15 protein-coding genes and 3 tRNA genes are annotated in these 21868 nt (G+C 63.1%); 12 read left to right on the top strand and 6 right to left on the bottom strand.

The window, feature by feature from the left end:
* Positions 1–23: 23 nt before the first annotated feature.
* The 3 genes from ASD58_RS29285 to ASD58_RS29275 all read left to right on the top strand — a co-directional run bounded on the left by ASD58_RS29285 (position 24) and on the right by ASD58_RS29275 (position 6518).
* A complete protein-coding gene (locus ASD58_RS29285) occupies positions 24–1778 on the top strand; it encodes a M14 family metallopeptidase (RefSeq protein WP_057265912.1) in 1755 nt (584 codons plus the stop codon).
* Between the two features lie 88 nt (positions 1779–1866).
* The gene (locus tag ASD58_RS29280; protein WP_057265910.1) at positions 1867–4194 is read left to right on the top strand and encodes a GH92 family glycosyl hydrolase; all 2328 of its coding nucleotides are present in this window, start codon (positions 1867–1869) and stop codon (positions 4192–4194) included.
* Positions 4191–6518 (top strand): GH92 family glycosyl hydrolase, encoded by a 2328-nt coding sequence (locus tag ASD58_RS29275; RefSeq protein WP_057265908.1) that lies wholly within the window; start codon positions 4191–4193, stop codon positions 6516–6518. The genes ASD58_RS29280 and ASD58_RS29275 overlap by 4 nt, the downstream gene beginning before the upstream one ends.
* Here ASD58_RS29275 and ASD58_RS29270 read toward each other — a convergent pair.
* The 4 genes from ASD58_RS29270 to ASD58_RS29255 are packed head-to-tail and all read right to left on the bottom strand — an operon-like array spanning position 6499 to position 9840.
* Complete coding sequence (locus tag ASD58_RS29270) at positions 6499–7683, bottom strand: hypothetical protein (protein WP_057265906.1); 1185 nt, start codon at positions 7681–7683, stop codon at positions 6499–6501. The two genes, ASD58_RS29275 and ASD58_RS29270, sit on opposite strands and share 20 nt — an antisense overlap.
* 54 nt (positions 7684–7737) lie before the next feature.
* The gene (ttcA, locus tag ASD58_RS29265) at positions 7738–8640 is read right to left on the bottom strand and encodes a tRNA 2-thiocytidine(32) synthetase TtcA (RefSeq protein ID WP_057265904.1); all 903 of its coding nucleotides are present in this window, start codon (positions 8638–8640) and stop codon (positions 7738–7740) included.
* Positions 8637–9035 (bottom strand): dihydroneopterin aldolase, encoded by a 399-nt coding sequence (locus ASD58_RS29260; RefSeq protein WP_057265902.1) that lies wholly within the window; start codon positions 9033–9035, stop codon positions 8637–8639. The genes ttcA and ASD58_RS29260 overlap by 4 nt, the downstream gene beginning before the upstream one ends.
* A gap of 22 nt (positions 9036–9057) precedes the next feature.
* Positions 9058–9840, bottom strand: coding sequence for an SDR family oxidoreductase (locus ASD58_RS29255; protein ID WP_057265901.1), 783 nt, complete (start codon positions 9838–9840; stop codon positions 9058–9060).
* Between the two features lie 54 nt (positions 9841–9894).
* On the opposite strand from ASD58_RS29255, the gene ASD58_RS29250 reads away from it, so the two are divergent.
* The gene (locus tag ASD58_RS29250; protein ID WP_057266249.1) at positions 9895–11043 is read left to right on the top strand and encodes a class I SAM-dependent methyltransferase; all 1149 of its coding nucleotides are present in this window, start codon (positions 9895–9897) and stop codon (positions 11041–11043) included.
* Positions 11044–11055: 12 nt separating this feature from the next.
* On the top strand, positions 11056–12006 hold the full coding sequence (locus ASD58_RS29245) for a J domain-containing protein (RefSeq protein ID WP_057265899.1): 951 nt from the start codon (positions 11056–11058) through the stop codon (positions 12004–12006).
* Here the strand turns inward: ASD58_RS29245 and ASD58_RS29240 are convergent.
* Positions 12003–12494, bottom strand: a complete 492-nt coding sequence (locus ASD58_RS29240; protein ID WP_057265897.1) for a chemotaxis protein CheW — start codon at positions 12492–12494, stop codon at positions 12003–12005. The genes ASD58_RS29245 and ASD58_RS29240 overlap by 4 nt on opposite strands.
* A 144-nt stretch (positions 12495–12638) precedes the next feature.
* Here ASD58_RS29240 and ASD58_RS29235 point away from each other — a divergent pair, with 144 nt between their 5' ends.
* From ASD58_RS29235 to ASD58_RS29225, 3 genes are all read left to right on the top strand, one after another.
* Entirely contained in the window at positions 12639–14219 is a 1581-nt protein-coding gene (locus ASD58_RS29235; RefSeq protein ID WP_057265895.1) for a DUF3369 domain-containing protein, read from the top strand.
* A 103-nt stretch (positions 14220–14322) separates the two neighbouring features.
* On the top strand, positions 14323–15975 hold the full coding sequence (locus ASD58_RS29230) for a response regulator (RefSeq protein WP_057265893.1): 1653 nt from the start codon (positions 14323–14325) through the stop codon (positions 15973–15975).
* 24 nt (positions 15976–15999) lie between these two features.
* Positions 16000–17556, top strand: a complete 1557-nt coding sequence (locus ASD58_RS29225; protein WP_057265891.1) for an HDOD domain-containing protein — start codon at positions 16000–16002, stop codon at positions 17554–17556.
* A gap of 166 nt (positions 17557–17722) precedes the next feature.
* Here the strand turns inward: ASD58_RS29225 and ASD58_RS29220 are convergent, their stop codons facing one another.
* Positions 17723–20980 carry an EAL domain-containing protein gene (locus ASD58_RS29220; protein WP_229210148.1) on the bottom strand — a complete coding sequence of 1086 codons (3258 nt, stop codon included), beginning with the start codon at positions 20978–20980 and terminating at the stop codon, positions 17723–17725.
* 198 nt (positions 20981–21178) lie between these two features.
* Here ASD58_RS29220 and ASD58_RS29215 point away from each other — a divergent pair.
* From ASD58_RS29215 to ASD58_RS29200, 4 genes are all read left to right on the top strand, one after another.
* Positions 21179–21264: transfer RNA gene (locus ASD58_RS29215), tRNA-Tyr, on the top strand.
* A gap of 51 nt (positions 21265–21315) precedes the next feature.
* Positions 21316–21389: transfer RNA gene (locus tag ASD58_RS29210), tRNA-Gly, on the top strand.
* A gap of 22 nt (positions 21390–21411) precedes the next feature.
* Positions 21412–21486 (top strand) — tRNA-Thr (locus ASD58_RS29205).
* Positions 21487–21554: 68 nt separating this feature from the next.
* Positions 21555–21868, top strand: a 314-nt coding sequence (locus tag ASD58_RS29200; RefSeq protein WP_229210147.1) for a GTP-binding protein, incomplete at its 3' end; no start/stop codon positions are given.

The raw sequence follows: 21868 nt of genomic DNA, 5'->3' as shown, positions 1-21868 counted from the left end.
TCCACAACCGCCGGAGCATAGAAATGATTCGTACTGCTGTACTGCTTTCCCTGTTTGCCGCTTTCCCGCTGGCGCAAGCCGCCCCTGACCTCAGCACGGTGGCGGAACGCTCCGGCTACCACGCCACTGGCCGCTACGACGAAGTGCAGCGCCTGTGCGCGGATTACCAGAGGGCTTACCCGAAAGCAGTGCGCTGCTTCTCCTTCGGCGAAACACCGGAAGGACGTCCGATGCTGGCGCTGGCCATCTCGCGCACCGGCGCGCTGACTGCCGTCGCGGCCAGACAGCGCAAGCTGCCGGTGCTGCTGGTGCAGGGCGGCATTCATGCCGGCGAGATCGACGGCAAGGATGCCGGCTTCTGGGCACTGCGCGAAGCGCTGGACGGCAAGGCTGCCGCCGGTGCGCTTGACAAGCAGGTAGTGCTGTTCGTCCCCGTTTTCAACGTCGACGGCCACGAGCGCTTCGGCAAGAACAACCGCCCCAACCAGCGCGGCCCGGCGGAGATGGGCTGGCGCGTCACCGCGCAGAATTACAACCTCAATCGCGACTACGTGAAAGCCGATGCGCCGGAAATGCAGGCCATGCTCAAGCTGGTCAACGAATGGGACCCGCTGGCTTATATCGACCTTCACGTGACCGACGGCGCCAAGTTCCAGCCCGACGTGTCGATCCAGGTCGAACCGCTGCACGGCGGCGACGCGGCCCTGCTCCCGCTTGGCAAGGAATTGCGCGACAACGTCATGGCCGACTTGCGCAAGCAGGGTTCCGACCCGCGCCACTTCTACATCTCTTTCGACAAGACCGACCAACCGGATTCAGGCTTCGTCGACAGCATGGCCACGCCGCGATTTTCGACCGGCTATTTCCCGCTGCGTAACCGCTTTGCCATGCTGGTGGAAACCCACTCGTGGCGCGATTACCCGCACCGCGTGAAGGTGACGCGCAACACCATCGTCTCGCTGATGGAGCAGTTTGCGCAACATGGCGCGGCCTGGGCCAGGGCCGCTGCGGAAGCCGATGTACGGGCCGCCAGGCTGGCCGACATGCCCCTCAGCTACAAGACCACCGAGCGCACGGAAATGATCGACTTCCCGGGCTATGAATATAGCCGCACCCCATCCGACGTGTCGGGCGGCACCTGGACGAAATACGACGAGTCCAAGCCGCAGAAGTGGACCGTTCCACTGCGCGACGAAGTGGTGCCGGACGTGGTGGCCAAAGCACCCGCCGGTGGCTACCTGGTGCCGGCCGCGCAAGCTGCGCTGGTGGAACCGAAGCTGAAGGCGCACGGCATCGGCTACAAGCGCCTGGAGCAGGCGCCGGGCAAGGTGGCGGTTGAGGCCTTCCGCGCCGATGAAGCCAAGCTGAGCGCAACCTCCTTCGAAGGCCACCAGCTCGCAAGCTGGAAGGGCGCCTGGAAGACGGAGCAGCGCGAAGTAGGCAAGGGCGCCCTGTTCGTGCCGATTGCCCAGCCGAAGTCGCGCCTCGTGATGACCATGCTGGAACCGTCCGGCGCCGATTCGCTGGCTGCCTGGGGCTTCTTCAACAACTACCTGGAACGCAAGGAGTACATGGAGGAGTACGTGGCAGAGCAGGCCGCGCGTGAAATGCTGGCTGCCGATCCGGCGCTGGCCGCCGCCTTCAAAGCCAGGCTGGAAAGCGACCCGGCTTTCGCCAATAATCCGCGTGCCCGCCTGGACTTCTTCGCCCGCCGCCATGCCACCTGGGACGAGCGCCTTAACCTGTATCCGGTGTACCGCACCGGCCTTGTTTACTAAACTTTCTGAAACTTCGCCGTTTCTGTCACTTTCGATTGCGAGGAAATATCGGGTAAAGGTATAACAGCACCATCATAAAGGAGACACCATGGGTATCCGACCTTTCGTGGCGCTGTTTACCGCAACGCTGCTTGCAGCCACGGCGCAAGCGGCGCCCGCAGGCAGTCCGGCGGCCGCCGTCAACGTGTTTATCGGCACGGGCGGCGACGGCCACACCTTCCCCGGCGCCACGCGCCCGTTCGGCATGGTGCAGCTAAGCCCGGACACCCAGCTGCGGCATTTCCGTCAAAGCTACCCATGGGCGGCCGGCTACCGCTACGAGGACGACTCGATCCTCGGCTTCTCCCACACCCATTTCTCCGGCAGCGGCCACTCCGACCTGGGCGATATCCTGCTAATGCCGTACAGCGGCGAGACCAAGCTGGAACCAGGCTATCCGGAGCGTCCGTTCAGCGGCTACCGCTCCCGCTTCCGGCACGAGGATGAACGCGCGGAACCCGGCTACTATGCGGTGCGGCTGCAGGATCACGACGTCGACGTCGAACTGACTGCCAGCGAACGCGTAGGCCTGCACCGCTACCGCTACGCCAGGGGCGCGCAGGCGAAGCTGATCCTTGACCTGCGCCAGAGCATTTACGACTACGCCGGCAAGAACCTGTGGTCGTCGCTGCGCCTGCGCGACAGCACCACCATTACCGGCATGCGCATCACGCGCGGCTGGGCGCCTGGCCGCCAGGTTTACTTCGCCATGAAGCTCTCGCGCCCCATCGCCGGCCACGCCCTGGTCAACCGCGAAGAAGGCGTTGAATATAAAGGCTTTGCCGGCCCGGGCAAGACGCCGGCCGACAAGGTGCAGGTGGAAGGCAAGGCGCTGGTGGCAGCCCTCGACTTCGGCACGCCGGAAGACGGTACCTTGATGGTGAAGGTTGCGCTATCCGGCGTCAGCGAAGATGGCGCACTGGCCAACCTGGATGAAATGCCGGGCTGGGACTTCGACGCCGAACGCCAGCGCGCAGGCGCCGCCTGGAACGAGGCGCTGTCGGCTGTCGCCATCGAAGCGCCGGCCGATATGCGCAGCATGGTCTATACCAGCCTGTACCATGCCATGCTGGCGCCAAGCCTGTTTATGGACCGCGACGGCAGGTATCGCGGCCCGGACAACCAGGTGCACCAGGCCCAAGGCTTCCGCTACCACTCGACGTTCTCGCTATGGGATACCTACCGTGCCTTGCATCCATTGCTCACGCTGGTGCAGCCGGAGCAGCGCAATGCCGACTTCGTAAACTCGCTGGTGGCTTCGCGCCAGCATAGCCCGCACGGCATCCTGCCGGTGTGGGCCTTCCACGGCCTGGAAACCTGGTGCATGATCGGCTACCACGCGGTGCCGGTGATTGCCGACGCCTACATGAAAGGCATCAAGGGCATCCATGCCGACGAAGCGCTGGCCGCCATGGTAGCCAGTGCCGATTACGGCCCTTACGGCGGCATTGAACACTACAAGAAGCTGGGCTATGTGCCGATCGACCTGGAACCGGAAGCCGCCTCCAAGACCGTGGAATACGCCTTCGACGACTGGACCATCGCGCGCATGGCCGAGAAGATGGGCAGGAAGGAGGTGGCCGCGCGCTTCTATCAGCGGGCGCAGAACTACCGCAATGTGTTCGACACCAGGACTGGTTTCGTGCGCGCCCGCAAGTCGACTGGCGAATTCCGCGAGCCATTCAATCCGGTGCAGTCCAACTTCGGCAGCGACTACACCGAAGGCAGCGCCTGGCAGTATTCCTGGTACATGCCGCACGATAATGCGGGCCTGGTCAGCATGCTGGGCGGCGATGCCGGCCTGCAGTCGAAGATCGACCAGGTGTTCGACGCCAAAGTCGATGAGAACGTCTACGCCCACATGGAAGACATCTCCGGCCTGATTGGCCACTACGCACACGGCAACGAGCCATCGCACCACGTGGCCTACCTGTACAACTTCGCCGGCGCGCCATGGAAGACGCAGGCACGCCTGGCGCAGATCGTCGCCAGCCAGTACCACAACAAGGCGGACGGCCTGGCGGGCAATGACGACCTGGGCCAGATGTCGGCCTGGCTCACTTTCACGGCGTTGGGCTTCTACCCGGTCGCCCCGGGCAGCAACGAGTATGTGATCGGCCGCCCCTTCGTCGACAAGGCCACGCTCAACCTGCCGAACGGGAAACGCTTCACCATTCGCGCCGAGCAGCTTTCGGCTGTCAACGCCTACGTCGGCAGCGTTACGCTGAACGGCAAGGCGCTGGCGCGCACCTTCCTGCGCCATGAGGACATCATGGCTGGCGGCGAGCTGGTATTCCGCATGCAGGCAGCACCGAACAAAGAGTGGGGCCGCGAAACCAGTGCCCGTCCATACAGCCAAACGGGGTACCAACAATGAGCGTCACCATTTTGCGCGCCGGCGTGGCGCTCGTGCTGGCTGCTGCCGCGCCGCTGGCTGCCGCACAATTCGTCGGCAAGGTCAGCGACCCGGTCGAGTGGGTCAATCCCCTGATGGGTACCTCCAGCAAGCCGGAAATGTCGAACGGGAATACCTATCCCGCCATCGCCGTCCCTTGGGGCATGAACCTGTGGACGCCGCAGACCGGCAAGATGGGCAACGGCTGGGCCTATCAGTATGAAGCCGACAGGCTGCGCGGCTTGAAACAGACGCACCAGCCCTCGCCATGGATGAACGACTATGGCCAGTTTTCCGTCATGCCGGTGACCGGCGCCAAGCGCTTCATGGAAGACGACCGCGCCAGCGCGTTCTCGCACAAGGCCGAAACCTCCAAGCCTTACTACTACAGCGTCTACCTGGCGGATGCCGACGTCACCGCGGAATTGACGCCGACCGAGCGCGCGGCGCAATTCCGTTTCACTTTCCCCGAATCGGACAAGAGTTACGTGGTGGTGGACGCCTTCGACAAAGGCTCCTACGTCAAGATCATCCCGGAGCAGCGCAAGGTCATCGGCTATAGCACCCGTTATGCGCGCGGCCCGCTGCCAGCCAACTTCCGCCTGTATTTCGTGATGGTGTTCGACAAGCCGTTCACCTCGACCGACGTATGGCGCGGCAAGGAACTGGTGGAAGGCGCGCTCGAAATGGAAAGCCAGCATAGCGGCGCCATCGTCGGCTTCAAGACCAGGCGCGGGGAGCAAGTGCACATGAAGGTGGCTTCCTCCTTCATCAGCCCCGAGCAGGCGGAATTGAACCTGCAGCGCGAACTGGCAAACGACGACTTCGACACCACGCACTCCCGCGCCAAAGCGGCCTGGAACCGGGTGCTGTCCAAAGTGGAAGTGGAGGGCGGCAGCATCGACCAGGTGCGCACCTTCTACTCAAGCCTGTACCGCATGGTGCAGTTCCCGAACAAGATGTATGAAGTCGACGCCGCCGGCCAGCCGGTGCACTGGAGCCCTTACAACGGCAAGGTCTTGCCCGGCTACCTGTTTGCTGGCACCGGCTTCTGGGACACCTTCCGCGCCCTGTATCCCTTCCTGAACCTGGTCTACCCGTCGATCAACCGCGAAATGCAGGCCGGCCTCGCCAATGCCTACCGCGAAGGCGGCTGGCTGCCCGAGTGGTCGAGCCCCGGCTATGCCGACATCATGGTCGGCAACAACTCCGCCTCGGTGGTGGCCGACGCCTGGATCAAGGGCAGCCGCAGTCCCGACATTGAAACCCTGTGGCAAGCACTCAAGCACGGCGCCGACAACGAAGGGCCGGTCAGCGCAGTGGGCCGCGCCGGCGTGAAGTACTACAACGAGCTTGGCTACGTGCCTTACGACGTCAAGATCAACGAGAACGCCGCACGCACGCTGGAATATGCCTACGACGACTTTGCGATCTACCAGCTGGGCAAGGCGCTCGGCAAGCCGGAATCGGAAATCGCCATCTACGCGCAGCGCGCCATGAACTACAAGAAGCTGTTCGACCCCGAGACCGGCCTGATGCGCGGCCGTAACAAGGATGGCAGCTTCCAGTCGCCGTTCAACCCGGTCAAGTGGGGCGATGCCTTCACGGAAGGGAATAGCTGGCATTACACCTGGTCGGTCTTCCACGACATCGATGGCCTGGTGAACCTGATGGGCGGCCGGGCCGCCTTCGTCGACAAGCTGGACACGGTGATGAGCATGCCGCCGCTGTTCGACGAGAGCTATTACGGCTCGGTGATCCACGAGATCCGCGAAATGCAGGTAGCGAACATGGGCCAGTACGCCCATGGCAACCAGCCGATCCAGCACATGCTGTACTTGTACAACTATGCTGGCGCGCCATGGAAGTCGCAGTACTGGATCCGCGAAACGCTGAACCGCATGTACAAGCCAACGCCGGATGGCTACTGCGGCGACGAAGACAATGGCCAGACCTCGGCCTGGTACGTGTTTTCCGCGCTGGGCTTCTATCCGGTGACGCCGGCCGTCGGCCAGTACGTGGTGGGCGCGCCGCTGTTCCAGCATGCCACTGTGCACCTGGAAAACGGCAAGCAGGTTCGCATCAATGCTCCGGCCAATGGCGCCGGCATGCGCTACATCCGCACCGCGAAACTGAATGGCCGCACGCTGCAGCGCAACTGGCTGGGCCACGATGAACTGCTGCGCGGCGCGATCTTCGACGTGGAGATGTCGGCGCAACCGAACCAGCAGCGCGGCATCGCACCGGCCGATGCGCCATATTCCTTCTCGCGTGCCGAAGGCGCGGCTACTTCGCTGAAACGATAGTGTCGATCATCTGCTGGGAATACGCATCGCCCGTCGTTTCGGTCGCTTCCATCATGGAGCGCCAAAGCGGGACGATGCCGATGCCCAGCTGGTCGAAGCGCACCAGGCCGCAGGCATAAATGCCGTCATAGGTGTCGACGGTGTTGTTAAGCTTCTCGCAAGTGGCAGCCTGTTTCGCACGGTAGGCTTGCACCGATTCTTCGCTTAACACACCGGTCTTGACCAAGGCATCGAGGGCCATTGCCTCCGCACCGCCCTCGTGGATCCACGGCCCCTGGTCTCCGCGCATGCCGCCGCGGGAAACGGCCATCTGCCAGATGTGCGCCATCTCGTGTGCCACGTTGAGAGCCGCATACTCGCGCAGCTTCGGATGGTCGAGCAGTACCTGCTTGCCTTCCAGCCGGTAGGAAACCTGGCCCTGGCCCAAGATGGCGCCGCCCTTCATCGAAAAGCCCGACGACTCGAAATTGTCCACCGATACCATGATCAGCAGCTCGTCCTTTAAACTCCTTTGGTAGGCCTTCTCATAGTAGGCGGAAGTCTTTGCGCCAACATCGAGGATCGTTTCGCGCAGCCACTGCGGGATGCGTGGATCGATCAGGACTTTCACCGCACCGGCAGGGATAGCCTGTGCAGGACCAAAGTAGGCATAACCGCGGTCGCCTCCCGGCTCCAGGCGGTTAGCCGGCGGAGCAATCACGTTTTCCTGCGCCAGGCCAAACAGCTTGATATCGGTGTGCATCGAGAGCGTTTTCTTGCCCTGCTCGACGTCACCTTGCAGGTGGCCGAGGTAAACAGCCGTTCCGCCATCGCCGAAGCGGTTGAACGAGACATACTCCTTGGGCGACCAGCCATCGAACGTCTTGACCTGCACGCTGGCCGACTTGAACGGCTTGCCCTTCGCCGCAATCACATCGAAGTCCGGTCCGGATTTCATGGCCATGCCGGGTGTGAGCACCTTCCACTCCTGCTTGCGGAACGCGCCGATGGAGTGCAGCTTGAGCGCCGTAACGGCTTGCGCAAACCGGTAATCCACGCGCCACAAGTCTTTCGCCACATGGCGCACGTCCACCGCCACGGCAAGCTTGGGCTGCTCCTCCGCATGCAGGAGCGGAGCGGCACACAACATCAGGAAAGCGGCGCACAGGCCGAGGAAACGCTGCATCGGGAAGTCCCTTCAGTGAGATGAAGGGAGCTATTCTACCCCGGTGAGTTGCTTTTATTGCAAATTAACGAGAGGGATTGTCGTGGCAGCAGGCGTGGAGCAAGGCTCCTCGTCGAAGGCGATATCGCCCAGCGGATTGGCGATGCCGTCGGTCTTCAGGTCCTTGAAGCCGAACAGGTCGCGGTCCATCAGGTGCGATGGCACGACGGTGGACAGGGCGGAGAAGGTATTCTCCACGCGGCCCGGGTGCTTCTTCTCCCAGTCGCGCAGCATGGCCTTGATCTGCTTGCGCTGCAGGTTTTCCTGCGAGCCGCACAGGTCGCACGGGATGATCGGGAAGTTCTTCACCTCGGCATAGCGCTCGGTATCTTCTTCTTTCACATAAGCCAGCGGGCGGATCACCATGTGCTTGCCGTCGTCGGACACCAGCTTGGCCGGCATGCCCTTGATCTTCCCGCCGAAGAACATGTTCAGGAAGAAGGTCTCGAGGATGTCATCGCGGTGGTGACCCAGGGCGATCTTGTTGCAGCCCAGTTCATCGGCTACGCGGTACAGGATGCCGCGCCGCAGGCGCGAGCACAGCGAGCAGGTGGTCTTGCCTTCCGGGATCAGGCGCTTGACGATCGAGTACGTGTCCTGGTTTTCGATGTGGAACGGCACGCCGAGTTTTTCCAGGTAGGCCGGCAGCACGTCGGCCGGGAAGTTCGGCTGCTTCTGGTCCAGGTTGACGGCGACGATCTCGAAATTGATCGGTGCGCGTTCGCGCAGCGTCATCAGGATGTCGAGCAGGGCGTAAGAGTCCTTGCCGCCCGACAGGCAAACCATCACCTTGTCGCCGTCTTCGATCATGTTGAAATCGCCGATGGCCTGGCCGACCAGGCGGCACAGGCGCTTGTGCAGCTTGTTGTTTTCGTAGGCGGTCTTGTCTTCCGCCTTGGTGTCTACTACCGCGTTCATGCTGCGTCCTTGATCTTGAATACTTCCACGCCCACGCCTTCGCAATCGGGATATACGTCAGGCTTCATGGTCGACACGCGGGCGGCACGCACGCTAGGGTGGGCCAGCATTGCCTGCACCACGTCGTCCACCAGGGTTTCCTGCAGGTGCACGTGGCCTTCGGCCATGCGGCGCGCAATGGTCTCGCGCATGAAGTCGTAGTCGACCACTTCGTGCAGTTCGTCGGCCTTCGGGGTCGACACCGCCAGCGGGATGTACAGGTCAACGTTGATCAGTACGCGCTGCTCGCCTTTCTTTTCGAAATCGTGCACGCCGATGTTGATCAGCACTTCATAGTTGCGCAGGAACAGCCGGCGGCAGTCTTGCAGTTGCGGGTGAATCAGGGCGGACAGCATGGTGCTTAAACCTTCAATGAAGTTATTTGGTAAGGAACATCACATCGCGTGGCGACGGCAGCAAATGCTGGCCGCCATCGACCAGCAGGGTGGTGCCGGTCATGGCACGCGCGCCTGCCGCATACACCACGGCGGCGGCGATGTCCTCCGGAGTACTGGAACGGCCCAGCGGCGTCTGGGTGTGCGCCTTGGCGAAGCCTTCCTCGCTCTGGTCTCCCGACACCATGGTGATGCCGGGCGCCACGCCCACTACCCGGACCTTCGGCGCCAGCGACTGGGCCAGCATCGTGTTGGCCGCCTGCAGCGCCGCCTTGGACAGGGTATAGGACAGGAAATCAGGGTTGAGATTATAAAGCTTCTGGTCCAGCAGGTTCACAACCACGGCCTGGCCGCCTTCCGGCGTGGCGTCGTACAGGGCGCGCGCCAGCTGGATCGGTGCGGCGACATTGGCATGCATGTGCGCGTCCAGCCGGGCGTGGCTGAAGTTCAAATCGCTGTCGTAATCGAACAGGGAAGCGTTGTTCACCACGCAGTCGACCCGTTCCAGCGCCTTCAGCGCCGCCGGCAGCAGGCCGCGCACGGCTTCTTCATCGGACAGGTCGCATTGCAGCGTGATGGCGCGGCGGCCCAGGGCGGCAACGGCCTGCGCCACTTCGCGTGCCTCGTCGTGCGAGTGGCGGTAATGGACGGCGATGTCCCAGCCGGCGCGCGCCAGGCCGAGCGCGATTTCGCGTCCCAGGCGGCGCCCGGCCCCGGTCACCAGGGCCACGCGTGGCTGGTCGGGCGTCGAAGTTGAAGTAGTCATAGTCAAATTGAGCAAAATGGCGCCGGGCTGCGCTGAACCGCTACAATGCCGGGCATGTCTTTACCAGCACCTTCCCCTGACGCGCTGGCCGCGTCCCAAGCCCTGCAGCGCCTGATTGCCGACGACATCGCGCGGCAAGGCGGCGCCATTCCGTTCTCCCGCTTCATGGAACTGGCGCTGTATGCGCCGGGCCTGGGTTATTACAGCGGCGGCGCTGCCAAGCTGGGCAAGGATGGCGATTTTACAACTGCACCCGAACTGAGCGCCCTGTTCGGGCAGTCGCTGGCGCACGTTGCAGCCGCTATTATGGACCAAAGCGCGCCGCATATCCTCGAATTCGGCGCCGGAACGGGCAAGCTGGCCAGGGATATCCTGACCGAGGCGGCGCACGCCGGCATCGTGGTCGAGAGCTATTCCATCGTCGAGCTGTCCGGCGAACTGCGCGCCCGCCAGCAGGAACTGCTGCGCGGTTTCCCGCAAGTGCGCTGGCTCGACGCGCTGCCCGATTCTTTCCAAGGCGCGGTGTTCGGCAATGAGGTGCTGGATGCGATGCCGGTCGACGTGGTCACGCTGACCGGGCAAGGCTGGCAATCGCTGCACGTGGCTGTCGCGGAAACCGGCTTCGCCTGGCGCCCAACGGCAGCCGACGCGGTGCTGCTGGCGCAAATCGCGCGCCAGGTGCCTGACGCCGAACAGTTGCCAGTCGGCTATGTGACCGAAGTACACGGCGCCGGCTGTGGCTTCATGGCCACGCTGGCCGCCATGCTGGCCAAAGGCAAGGGCGCCGCGTTTCTGTTCGACTACGGCTTCCCGGCCCGCGAGTTCTATCTGGGCGACCGCGCCACCGGCACCCTGATGTGCCACTACCGCCACCACGCCCACCCGGAACCGTTCTACCTGCCTGGCCTGCAGGACATCACCGCCCACGTCGATTTCACCGCCATGGCGCTGGCGGCGCAGGACGCCGGCGCCGAAGTCATGGCCTACAACAGCCAGGCCGGCTTCCTGATCGGTGCCGGTATTGGCGAGCTGATCCAGCGTTACGATCCGGCCGACGCCCTGAACTACCTGCCGCACGCCAACGCACTGCAGAAATTGCTTTCTCCAGCCGAAATGGGAGAATTATTCAAAGTGCTGGTGATTGGCCATGGCGTTGAGTTGCCCGGGCAATTGCTGCGTAGCGACCGCAGCCACCGTTTGTAATATGATTGAGAGATGGGAAAGATACATACTCACTATGACAACCTGAAGGTAGCGCGTGGAGCGCCACAGGAAGTCATACGTGCTGCGTACAAAGCGCTGAGCCAGAAATATCATCCTGACAAGAATCCGGGGGATGAAAAGGCGGCTCGCATCATGGCGATCGTCAACACAGCCTATGGCACGCTGTCCGATCCGCAACGGCGCAAGGAGCATGACGAGTGGATCACCCAGGAAGAATGGGAAATCGAATGGCTGGAAAGCACCAGGCATGAACCGGCGCATGAGCCAGGCTGGTCGGACCAGCTCGACTTGCCGCGCCGGCGCCGGGTCCTGAAATCCTGGCGCTTCTGGGGCACGGTCAGCGGCGCCGCCGCCGCCGGCTGGCTGGGCGGCGTACTGACGGTGACCGAGCCGCGCGCCATGTCCAGCGTGCTGGCTGGCGCCTGGGGTGGCAAGCCGCCCGCCGAGCTGACGGCCACTGCGGCCGCCACCCCGAAAATCCATCCGCCCCGGGTGGAAAAAGTCACCCCCGACGATGGCTGGGCCGTGGCCAAGCCGTATTCGCCGGAGCCGTCGGTATCTGCCGCCGCCGCGCCGCCGATCAAGGTGCTGGCCCTGTCGCAGGTCGTGCTGCCGGGCGCTGCCGTCGACTGTGAAGCCGAGGTCGCCCCGGCAGTCGCCCCGAATGGCGAACCGTGGCCGGTACAGTCCGGCTATGTGGAAGGATTCCCGGTCGGGAACAAGGGCGAGGACATGCAGCTCACGCTGGACAACAGCGCCAACGCTGCGCCGGTGTTCATCAAGGTGTATGACCTCGAGCGCCGTTCCAACGTGCGCTATGCCTACGTGCAGCCGCACGACAAGCTGGTGGTCGACCAGCTATCGAACGGCAAATATGAAATCCGCTACCAGAACCTGAACCTTGGCGCCAGCCAGAACGGCTGCACCCATAAGAACGGTTAAGCAGTCCCCGCAGCCAGGGTTTCGCTGAGGCCCATTTCCGGGCTCGCCATCAGGCGGTAGATATCCACCAGGATCAGCATGCGCTCGTCGATGGTGCCGAGGCCGATCATGTATTCCGAGCTGAAGGCGGTGCCCAGGTCCGGCGCCGGCTTGATCTGCTCCGGCATCAGGGTGGTCACGTCGGACACCGAATCGACCACCATGCCCACCACGCGGCCATTGATGTTCAGGATGATCACCACCGTGAACTGGTCGTACACCGGCTCGCCCAGCTTGAACTTGATGCGCATGTCCACCACCGGGATGATGATGCCGCGCAGGTTGATCACGCCCTTGATGAACTCGGGTGCATTGGCGATGCGGGTCACCGCCTCATAACCGCGGATTTCCTGCACTTTCAGGATATCGATGCCGTACTCTTCGGCCCCCAGCTTGAATGCCAGGAATTCCTTGCCTTGGCTAGCGTCTTCTTGCGCAGTAACTTGCATGGTTTTTTCCTTTAGCAAAATCTGTGTTGTCAAAGCGTATCAGAGTGCAAAGCGATTTACGAGTGGGCAATTTTTAATTGCTAGCTAAGTCAAATCTGATTATGCTGGATGTAAAGATTAGCGCATTTTGATCAAGGAGATTTCATGGCGGACCCTCAAGCCGTCGATGACAACTGGCTGCTGGAAGAAGACGAAGAAGAGAAGCAGCCAACATCGGCAGGATCGCCTGAACAGCGGCTGTGGCGCGTGCTGATAGTTGATGACGACCAGGACGTGCATGCGGTGACCCGCCTGGCGCTGCGCAATGTCAGTTTCAAGGGGCGCGAGCTGGAGTTGTTCTCGGCCTACAGTGGCCGCGAGGCATTTGAAATCCTGCGCGACACGCCGGACATCGCCCTGGTGCTGCTCGACGTTGTGATGGAAACCGACGACGCCGGCCTGCTGCTGGCGCGCCGCATCCGTGAAGAACTGCACAATTCCATCGTGCGCGTGGTGTTGCGTACCGGCCAGCCGGGCCAGGCGCCGGAACAGCGCGTCATCATCGAATACGACATCAACGATTACAAGGCCAAGACCGAGCTCACCACGCAGAAGCTGTTTACCACCGTGATCTCGGCCCTGCGCGCGTATGAGAGCCTGAACATGCTGGAGCGCTCGCGCATCGGCCTGGGCAAGATCCTGGCCGGCGCGACCAACCTGTACCAGATCCATTCGCTGCGCGAATTCGCTTCCGGCGTGCTGAACCAGGTTTCCGCCATCCTCGACGTGGGGGCGGACGGTGTGCTGTGCCTGATGCAGGCCGATACGGGCGACACCACCGTGGTCGCGGCCACCGGCGGCTATGCGCCGCTGGCGGAAAACGAGCAGATGCCGGAAAGCCACCCGCTGTGGCCGACCATCAAGAAAGCCTTCAAGGAAAAGAAGAGCCAGTTCGAACACCCGGCCAATGTGCTGTTCATCCATACGCAGGAAAATCGCGACGTGCTGATCTCGGTGACGCCGCCGTGGCCGCTGGCCCAGATCCAGCGCGACCTGCTGGAAGTGTTCTGCGAACGCATTGCCGCTGCCTTCGACAACCTGTACATGTTCGGCCAACTGCGCAAGGCGCAGGAAGCCACCGTGGTGGCGCTGGCCGACCTGGCGGAATTCCGCGACGGCTGCACCGGCGGCCATGTGCGGCGCGTGCAGCAATTGTCCTCGGCCATTGCCGCCCGCATGAAAGAGCGCGGCGTGTATGACGACGAACTGACGCCGCAACTGGTGGACATGATCGGCCTCGCTTCCATCCTGCACGACGTGGGCAAGGTGGCGACGCCGGATCACATCCTGCTGAAGCCGGGCGCCCATACCGAGGAAGAGCGCGCACTGATGCAAACCCATGCTGCCGTCGGGCGCAGCGTGCTGGAGCGCGCGGCCAATATGGTCGATGGCGTCAGCTACCTGACTTACGGCGCGGAAATCGCCGGCGGCCATCACGAGCACTGGGATGGCGGCGGTTATCCGAGCCAGCTCAAGGGCAAGCAGATTCCTTTGTCGGCGCGTATCGTGGCGGTGGTCGATGTCTTCGATTCACTGCTGCATGAGCGCCCGTACAAGGAGCCATGGCCGTATCCGGAAGTCATGACCTATATCCGCGACCGTAACGGTACCCAGTTCGATCCCGAAGTGGTCGCCGCCCTGAACGACGTGGTGGAACGCAACCCCGGCCTGGGCCAGGGAGGCTGAGCCAACCCTGCTGTGGCAGCCGCGCCGCGCTGCCGCGTTCATTCTCACAAAAACTCACGGCGCGGGATAGAATAAGGGCAGCCCTTGTCCTACGCCGAAAGCCATGAATGAACTGAAGGGCCTGACAGCGCTGGTCATCGAGCCCAATCCCAGCATGCGCGCCAGCTTGCACAATATGCTGAGCTTGTGCGGCCTGGTGCGAATTGACGATGCCGCCAGTTCCAACCAGGCTATCCGCGCGCTGGAAACCCGGATCTACGACCTGGTCCTGTGCGAGTACGCCCTGGAAGGGGGGCAGGATGGCCAGCAGATGCTGGAAGACTTGCGCCACCACCGCTTGATCAATGCCTCCACCATGTTCTTCATGGTCACCGGCGAAGGCCAGTTCAGCAAGGTGGTCAGCGCCGCCGAGCTGATGCCCAACGATTACATCCTCAAGCCTTTCGCCGCCGATGCCATGCTGGAGCGCATCTGGCGCGCCCTCGACCGCCGCAATGCCCTGCTGCCGGTGTACCAGTTGGTCGACATGGGCGACTTGCGCGCTGCGATCGAAGCGTGCGAGGAAGGGGAAATCGCGCAGCCGCGCTTTGCCATGGAATTCCGCCGCCTGCGCGCGGAAATGCATATCCAGGCTGGCGAGCCGGAACTGGCAGAGCCGCTCTATGCCGAGCTGTGGGACAGCCGCCAGGTGCCGTGGGCCCGGCTGGGCCAGGCCAAGACCCTGTACCTGCGCGGCCGCTTCGACGAAGCGCGCGCGATGCTGGAAGACCTGCTGGGCAAGAACACACGCTTCCTGGATGCCTACGACTGGCTGGCGCGCACGCATGAAGCGAATGGCGACCCGGCCGCGGCGCAAGCCGTTCTGGCCAATGCAGTTGAGCTGTCGCCGCACGCGGTGCGCCGCCTGCGCCGGCTGGGCGAAGTCGCGCTGGAGGCGGGCGACGTCGATGGTGCGGAACGCGCCTTCAAGCAGGTGGTCAGCAAGACCCGCTATTCCGAATTCCGCACGCCGGAAGATCATGCCAAGCTAGCCCAGACCCTGGTCAAGAAAGGCGACCCGGTGCAGGCGGCCGCCGTGATCCGCGACCTGGACAAATCGCTGTCCGGCACCCCGAATACCGACGTCTGCAGCGCCATTGCCTCGGCCGCGCTGCACGAATTCACCGGCAACGTGGCGCGCATGAATGCCTCGCTGGACTACGCGGTAAGCGGCGTGCGCAGCGCTTCCGGCCTGTCGAACGAGATGAAGATGGAGCTGGCGCGTACCTGCCTGGAAGTGGGCAAGGAGGAGCAGGCGACGGAAGTGATGCGCGACGTGATGCGCAATTCCGCCACGCCGGGGGCTATGGAGCGCGCCATGCGCATGATGGAAAAGAGCGGCCACGCCGAATTGGGCCAGCGCCTGGCCGACGAAAGCCGCAACGAAGTCGGCGAGATGGTGGCAGCCGGCGCGGCGCTGGCGAAGAAGGGCGATTTCCGCGGTGCGGTCGACCTGATGCTGGAAGCCGTGGCCAAGCTGCCGGACAATGCCCAGGTGGCCTTCAACGCTGCGGTGGCTATCCTCAAATGTCTGGAGAGCGAGGGCTGGGACGACGCCCTCGGACGCCATGTGCTGGCGCTGGTGGCCACCGTGCGCCGCCTCGATCCGGCCAACGACAAGCTGAATGCGCTGGCCGGCCTGCACCAGGACATATTGAAGAAATACAACATCCGGCCTGCGGCACGGCGCGAAGCGGGAGTGCGCGTCGCGATCTGATAGCCGCTGGCGCTACAATGGGCTATGAGCTCCAATCCACCAGAAGAACGTCCGGTCCGCACCTACCTGCTGAAAAAGTTATGCAGCGACGATGAGGGCTTGTTTGCACTCGGCGTGTCGATTGCGCGCGTAGTGCAGATGGCCGACTCGGACGACCAGGGCACACAGAGCCTGGCGTACCACGTGCTGTCCGATGTCGCGCTGACGCAGAAGATCCTGCGCCTGGCCAATACGCCGCAATACCGCCAGGCTTCGGGCGCGCCGGTAACCACAATTTCCCATGCGATTTCGCTGCTTGGTTTCGATAATGTGAAAACCACGGCACTGGCCATGCTGCTGGTCGATACCATGGCCAACAGCAAGCACGCGCAAAGCGTGCGGGTGGAGCTGGAGGCTGCGCTGTGCGCCAGCCTGGTGGGGCGCGAGCTGGCGCGCTACAGCCCGTACCAGAAGGCGGAAGAAGCAGCCATTGGGGCCCTGTTCAAGAACCTGGGACCGTTGTTGATCGCGTCGCGCGAGCACGACCGCTTCCGCGAAATCAATGCGCTGGTAGTGGCGGGCGAGCACTCGCAGGCGCAGGCTTCGCAGATGATCCTGGGCAGTACCTATGACACCCTGACCGCGACCGTGCTGCGGGAGTGGAAGATTCCCGATGTGATCATCCGCTCATTGGCGCCCCTGTACGGCAGCACCCTGCGGCCGCCGGCCGACCGCACCGAATGGATACGCCAGGTAGTGCACTTCAGCATGGATGCCGCGCGCGCCCTGACGCGCCTTGGCGGCGTTGCTTCCGATGACGTGCGCCTGCTGCACCAGCGTTTCGGCAGCTCGCTGGAGCTGGAGCGCGAGCAGGTAAGCACCGTGCTGTCGCGGGCGCGCAGCAGCATGGATGCCTTGTTGAACAGCATGCAGCTGGATGGTTCGTCCAGCGGTGCTGCCGGCGAGCCGGGCGATCCGTATGCGGAATCGGGCGAAGTGCCCGGTCCGGCCGGAACTTTGCCGAGCGTGCTGGCGCTGGCCAGCATGGATGCCGGTGCGAAGGAGGGCGCTTACCCGAGCGGCAAGCCGTATGACGCGCGTGAGCAGTTGCTGGCGGGCGTGCAGGAGCTGACCGAGATGCGGGTGGAGGGCAAGGCGCGCGTCAATGAACTGGTGCAGGCGGTGCTGGAGACTTTATACCGCAGCATGGGGTTCCGCTTTGCCACGGTTTGTCTTAAGGATGCGAAGACGGGGCAATTCAGGGCACGTATTGCCTTGGGTGACAAGCGGGCCTTGCGGCAGGAGGGATTTGTGTTCCCGCTGCAGGGCAAGGATTTGTTCCACCTGGCGCTGGATAATGATGCGGATTTGATGATCGCGGACGCCAGCGTGGCCAAGATTCGTGACCTGCTGCCGAAGTGGCATCTTGATTTGCTGCCGGATGCGCGCAGCTTTATCGTGCTGCCGCTGGTGGTGCAGGGCGTACAGCTTGGCTTGTTTTATGCGGATCGCGCGCAGCCGGCGCCGGAGGGCGTACCGCCAGATGAGACTTCGTTGATTCGGGCGTTGAAGGCGCAGGTGCTGGCGGCGTTGTCGCCCTAAAACCGGCAAACCTGGGTCAGACCCAAGGGTCTGCCCCCCAACGGCCTAGAAGCCGCGGGGTTGGAGGCCTTTGACTTTTTGAAAAGATCAACGGCGCACAACCGTAACCCGCGGCCGCTGCGCAGACGGGGTCTGACCCTGCGGGTCAGACCCCGGTTTACCGGTTTTAAGCAGGCTCCGGCAACCGTCCGGCAAGCGCCTCGAACTGCGCCACCGGCATCGGCCTTGCAAACAAATACCCCTGCGCCTCATTGCAATACTTACTGCGCAAGAACGCCAGCTGCGCCTCCGTCTCCACCCCTTCCGCCACCACTCCCAACCCCAGCGCATGCGCCAGCCCAATGGTCGCAGTCACAATCACCGCATCATTCGGATCGCTCTCGATGTCTTTAACAAACCCGCGATCAATCTTGATCCGGTCAATTTCGAACAACTTCAGGTAGCTGAGCGAGGAATACCCCGTCCCGAAATCGTCAATCGCCACCTTGATCCCGCGCGCCCGTAGCTCGCGCAGCAAGTCGCGGCTGCGTTCCGGATCCTGCATCGCCGCCGACTCGGTAATCTCCAGTTCCAGCAGCGCAGGATCAATCCCGCTCTCGCGCAGCAACTGGTCCAGCAGCGGCAACAGCGCGTTGCCGTGGCACTGGCGCGCCGACAGGTTGACGGCGAGCCGCAGTGAACCCTGCCAGCGGCGCAGCAAGCCCACCGTCTGCTGCAGCACCCAGTCGCCAAGCGGCAGGATCAGCCCCGATTCTTCCGCGATCGGGATAAAGCGATCCGGCCCCACCATGCCCAACTCAGGATGGTGCCAGCGCAGCAGCACCTCGGCGCCGATCACGCGGCGCGTAGCCAGTTCCACCTGAGGCTGCAGGTACAGCTCGAACTCCCTGCGTTCCAGCGCCTGCCACAGGCGGTTTTCCATCATCAGCCGGTCGTGGGTAGCGGCATTCATGGCCGCTTCGAAGAATTGGAAGTTGCCGCGGCCCTGGCTCTTGGCCGCGTACATCGCCGTATCGGCATGGCGCAGCAGGGTCGCGCTGTCATGGCCATCGGGCGGGAACATGGCGACGCCGACGCTGGTGCCGGTATGGATGGTCTTGCCTGCCAGCTGGAACGGCTCGGCCAGTGCGGCGACGATGCGCACGGCGATCTGGCTGGCCTCTGCCGGCGTCACGTTGCCACCGGTGACCACGATGAATTCATCGCCGCCCAGCCGGGCGATGGTGTCGACTTCGCGCAGCAGGTCGCGCAAGCGGTCGGCCACGGCCACCAGCAACTGGTCGCCGGTGGCATGGCCATGGGTGTCGTTGATCTTCTTGAAGTGGTCGAGGTCGAGGAACATCACTGCTGCGCTGCCCTGGGCGCGGCGCGTTTGCGCCAGCAACTGGTCGAGGCGCAGGTTGAGCGACAGGCGGTTATCCAGGCCGGTCAGCGGGTCGTGGTGGGCCAGCTTGTAGATGCGCTCCTGGGCGCGTTGCTGCTCGGTCAAATCGTGCAGGATGGCGACGAACACATTGCCATCCGGGAGTTCCACCTCGCTCACCGAAATCGCAATCGGGAAGATGCTGCCATCGTGGCGGCGGCCGCTCGATTCGTGCTCGTGGGTTGCGCCGCTGGCAATATTGCGCAGCAGGCGTGCGGCGCTATCGCTTTCCGCTTCCGGCAGCAGGATCGCCAGCGGCATGCCGGCCAGGGCTTCCGCCGGATAGCCGAACAGGCGGCAGGCCGCAGCATTAGCGGAGACCAGCAAGCCATCGGCGCCGATGGTCAGGATGGCGTCCGCCGCCTTGTCGAGAATTGCCTGAAGGCGCGCTTCGCGTTCGCGCAGGCGGATCGTGCTTTCCTTCACCTGCTGCTGGATCAGGGCGCGCTCGCCGCTGGTCAGCAGCATCAGGGCGCCAAGCAAACCGGTCAGCATCAGGCCTGCGCTCAGCACCAGCCAGCTTTGCCAGCCATGCTGGTGCACCATGTAAGAGGCCGAAGGCAGCAGCACCAACTCATACTCACGGCCGCCAAGGCTGAGCTTGCGCCAGTAGTCCTCGTCATTCGGCTCGCGCGACAACTGGTCGACCAGGGTTGTCGGGCCCGGCTTGCTGCGGTCCACCAGGCGTGCCTGGATATGCGGGAACTCGGCGGTGGCCAAGGCCCCGCTGACGTAAGAGTCGAACTGCATGGCCAGCAACAGCATGCCGGCAGCCGGCTGGCCGTCGCCCGGATCGACCGCCTGCAGCAGCACCACGCCGCTGCCTTCGCCCGGCATCGATAGCGCCACAGGTGCGCTGGCCACCGGTTTGCCGGTGCGCAGCGCCTCGCGCACTGCCTGGGCGCGCACCGGTTCGGCCAGCCAGTCAAGGCCCAGGTAGTGGCGGCGCACAGCGGGCTCGACGAACAAGGTCACCATGTGGTCGCCAGGCGGCACTTCGGCATGGCTGTGCGCGGAATGGCTGTGTGTGTGGCCCGGTTCGGTGGACGGGGCGATGATGCGGAAGTCGGGACCGATGGTGTCGCGGGCCCAGGCATCGAAGGCTGGCCGCTCCGCTTCAGACACCGGACGCAGCCAGGCCATCGACAGCAGCTCTGGCCGCTGGTCGAGGTAGCCGTGGGCGATCTTGTCGAAGCCTTGGGCCGACATCACGCGGCCGTAGCGATTGATGGCGCGCGCCATCGCGAACACATAGCGCTCGTGCTCGCTGAAGCGCGACTGCAGCAAGTCGCCCACCTGTTGCGCCTTGAGCCGGAAGCCTTCCAGGTGCTGCCGGGTTTCCCAGCGCGCCACCAGCACGTACAGCATCACGCACAAGCTCACCAGGAACAATTGCGGCACGCCCACCAGCAGGCGGCGCCGCTGCCACAGCGCGCGCGGCTGGCCGAACAGCACCCAGCACAGCGGCGCGGCCAGCAGCACGCCGATCGCATCGCCAATCCACCAGGTCAGCCAGCTCGTCAGCAAATCCTGCGGCGCAATGGCGCCGGATGCGACCGCCGCCAGATTGGACAGCGTACTGCTGACCAGGGTGATGCAGACTGCCAGCAACAGGAAACGCAGCACGTCGCGCCCGGCACCGATTTCCGGACGGATCGCACGGCGGAAATACAGCATGCCCAGCCAAGCCTGCAGCGCCGCGCCGCCGGCAGCAGCCAGCGCCGCCAAGCCTTGCGGCAAGGGCGGCAGGGTGAGCGGGTTGGGCGCGCCAGGCAGGGGCAGGAAATTGATCAGCAAGGCGCCGATGGCTACGCCTGGCAGCAGGCGCCGGCCGAAAGTGACGACAGCGGCGAGGGCAATGCCGGCCGGCAGGAAGAGGGGACTGGCATAGCCGGGCGCCAGCGACAGATAGAGGCAAAAGCGTCCAATGACCGCGTAAGCCGCCAGCATCAACAGGTTGGCGGCCAGCGTTTGCTGCCAGCCGGTGGCGGGATTCTTCACAGAATGAGCACTCCGGTGCACAGGATAAGTTGACCGATTTTATAGCAAACGGTGCAACGCAAAAACAACACTTGCAAATTTGCAGGAGTAGCCATTACAATCTCGCCCCGAAGCGCACGTCATGCAGCGTTTGCGAAATAAGCAAATAACGTTCTTGACAGTGTAAGAAAGTTGCTTCATACTCTGCGGTTCCTTCGCGGAGGGGTGGCCGAGTGGTTAAAGGCAGCAGACTGTAAATCTGCCCTCTTATGAGTACACTGGTTCGAATCCAGTCCCCTCCACCAAAGCTTGCAGGTAGCTGAGTGAAGTTAGTAGTCGAAAGTAGTCGGAACCTCGCGGGTGTAGCTCAATGGTAGAGCTGAAGCCTTCCAAGCTTAAGACGAGGGTTCGATTCCCTTCACCCGCTCCATGCAGCACGGTAGTAAAAATAAGCCCTTGTAGCTCAGTGGTAGAGCACTCCCTTGGTAAGGGAGAGGCCACGTGTTCAATCCACGTCAAGGGCACCAGAATTCTGCAGTATCTATCAGTTAGTCGGGCGCGTGCCCAGCAAATCAACATTTGTTAGGAGTCTAAAATGGCAAAAGAAAAGTTCGAGCGGACTAAGCCGCACGTGAACGTTGGCACCATCGGTCACGTTGACCATGGCAAGACCACCCTGACCGCTGCAATCGCGACTGTTCTGTCGAAGAAGTTCGGCGGCGAAGCTAAAGCTTACGACCAGATCGACGCTGCTCCAGAAGAAAAAGCACGCGGCATTACCATCAACACCGCCCACGTTGAGTACGAGACTGCAAACCGTCACTACGCTCACGTTGACTGCCCAGGCCACGCCGACTACATGACTGCCCAGGCCACGCCGACTACCTTCGAAACTCAAACGATGCGATC

It is taken from the genome of Duganella sp. Root1480D1 (assembly GCF_001427305.1).
Classification (GTDB): Bacteria; Pseudomonadota; Gammaproteobacteria; order Burkholderiales; family Burkholderiaceae_D; genus Rugamonas.
This window is presented reverse-complemented; position numbering and strand designations above follow the sequence as displayed.

Bases quoted from the DNA above. Each gene is read 5' to 3' on its own strand.
- ASD58_RS29230 (WP_057265893.1), top strand. From the start codon at position 14,323: ATGAATGAACTGAAGGGCCTGACAGCGCTGGTCATCGAGCCCAATCCC.
- ASD58_RS29260 (WP_057265902.1), bottom strand. From the start codon at position 9,035: ATGCTGTCCGCCCTGATTCACCCGCAACTGCAAGACTGCCGCCGGCTG.
- ASD58_RS29225 (WP_057265891.1), top strand. From the start codon at position 16,000: ATGAGCTCCAATCCACCAGAAGAACGTCCGGTCCGCACCTACCTGCTG.
- ASD58_RS29285 (WP_057265912.1), top strand. From the start codon at position 24: ATGATTCGTACTGCTGTACTGCTTTCCCTGTTTGCCGCTTTCCCGCTG.
- ttcA (WP_057265904.1), bottom strand. From the start codon at position 8,640: ATGAACGCGGTAGTAGACACCAAGGCGGAAGACAAGACCGCCTACGAA.
- ASD58_RS29275 (WP_057265908.1), top strand. From the start codon at position 4,191: ATGAGCGTCACCATTTTGCGCGCCGGCGTGGCGCTCGTGCTGGCTGCT.
- ASD58_RS29245 (WP_057265899.1), top strand. From the start codon at position 11,056: ATGGGAAAGATACATACTCACTATGACAACCTGAAGGTAGCGCGTGGA.
- ASD58_RS29270 (WP_057265906.1), bottom strand. From the start codon at position 7,683: ATGCAGCGTTTCCTCGGCCTGTGCGCCGCTTTCCTGATGTTGTGTGCC.
- ASD58_RS29240 (WP_057265897.1), bottom strand. From the start codon at position 12,494: ATGCAAGTTACTGCGCAAGAAGACGCTAGCCAAGGCAAGGAATTCCTG.
- ASD58_RS29250 (WP_057266249.1), top strand. From the start codon at position 9,895: ATGTCTTTACCAGCACCTTCCCCTGACGCGCTGGCCGCGTCCCAAGCC.
- ASD58_RS29235 (WP_057265895.1), top strand. From the start codon at position 12,639: ATGGCGGACCCTCAAGCCGTCGATGACAACTGGCTGCTGGAAGAAGAC.
- ASD58_RS29255 (WP_057265901.1), bottom strand. From the start codon at position 9,840: ATGACTACTTCAACTTCGACGCCCGACCAGCCACGCGTGGCCCTGGTG.
- ASD58_RS29280 (WP_057265910.1), top strand. From the start codon at position 1,867: ATGGGTATCCGACCTTTCGTGGCGCTGTTTACCGCAACGCTGCTTGCA.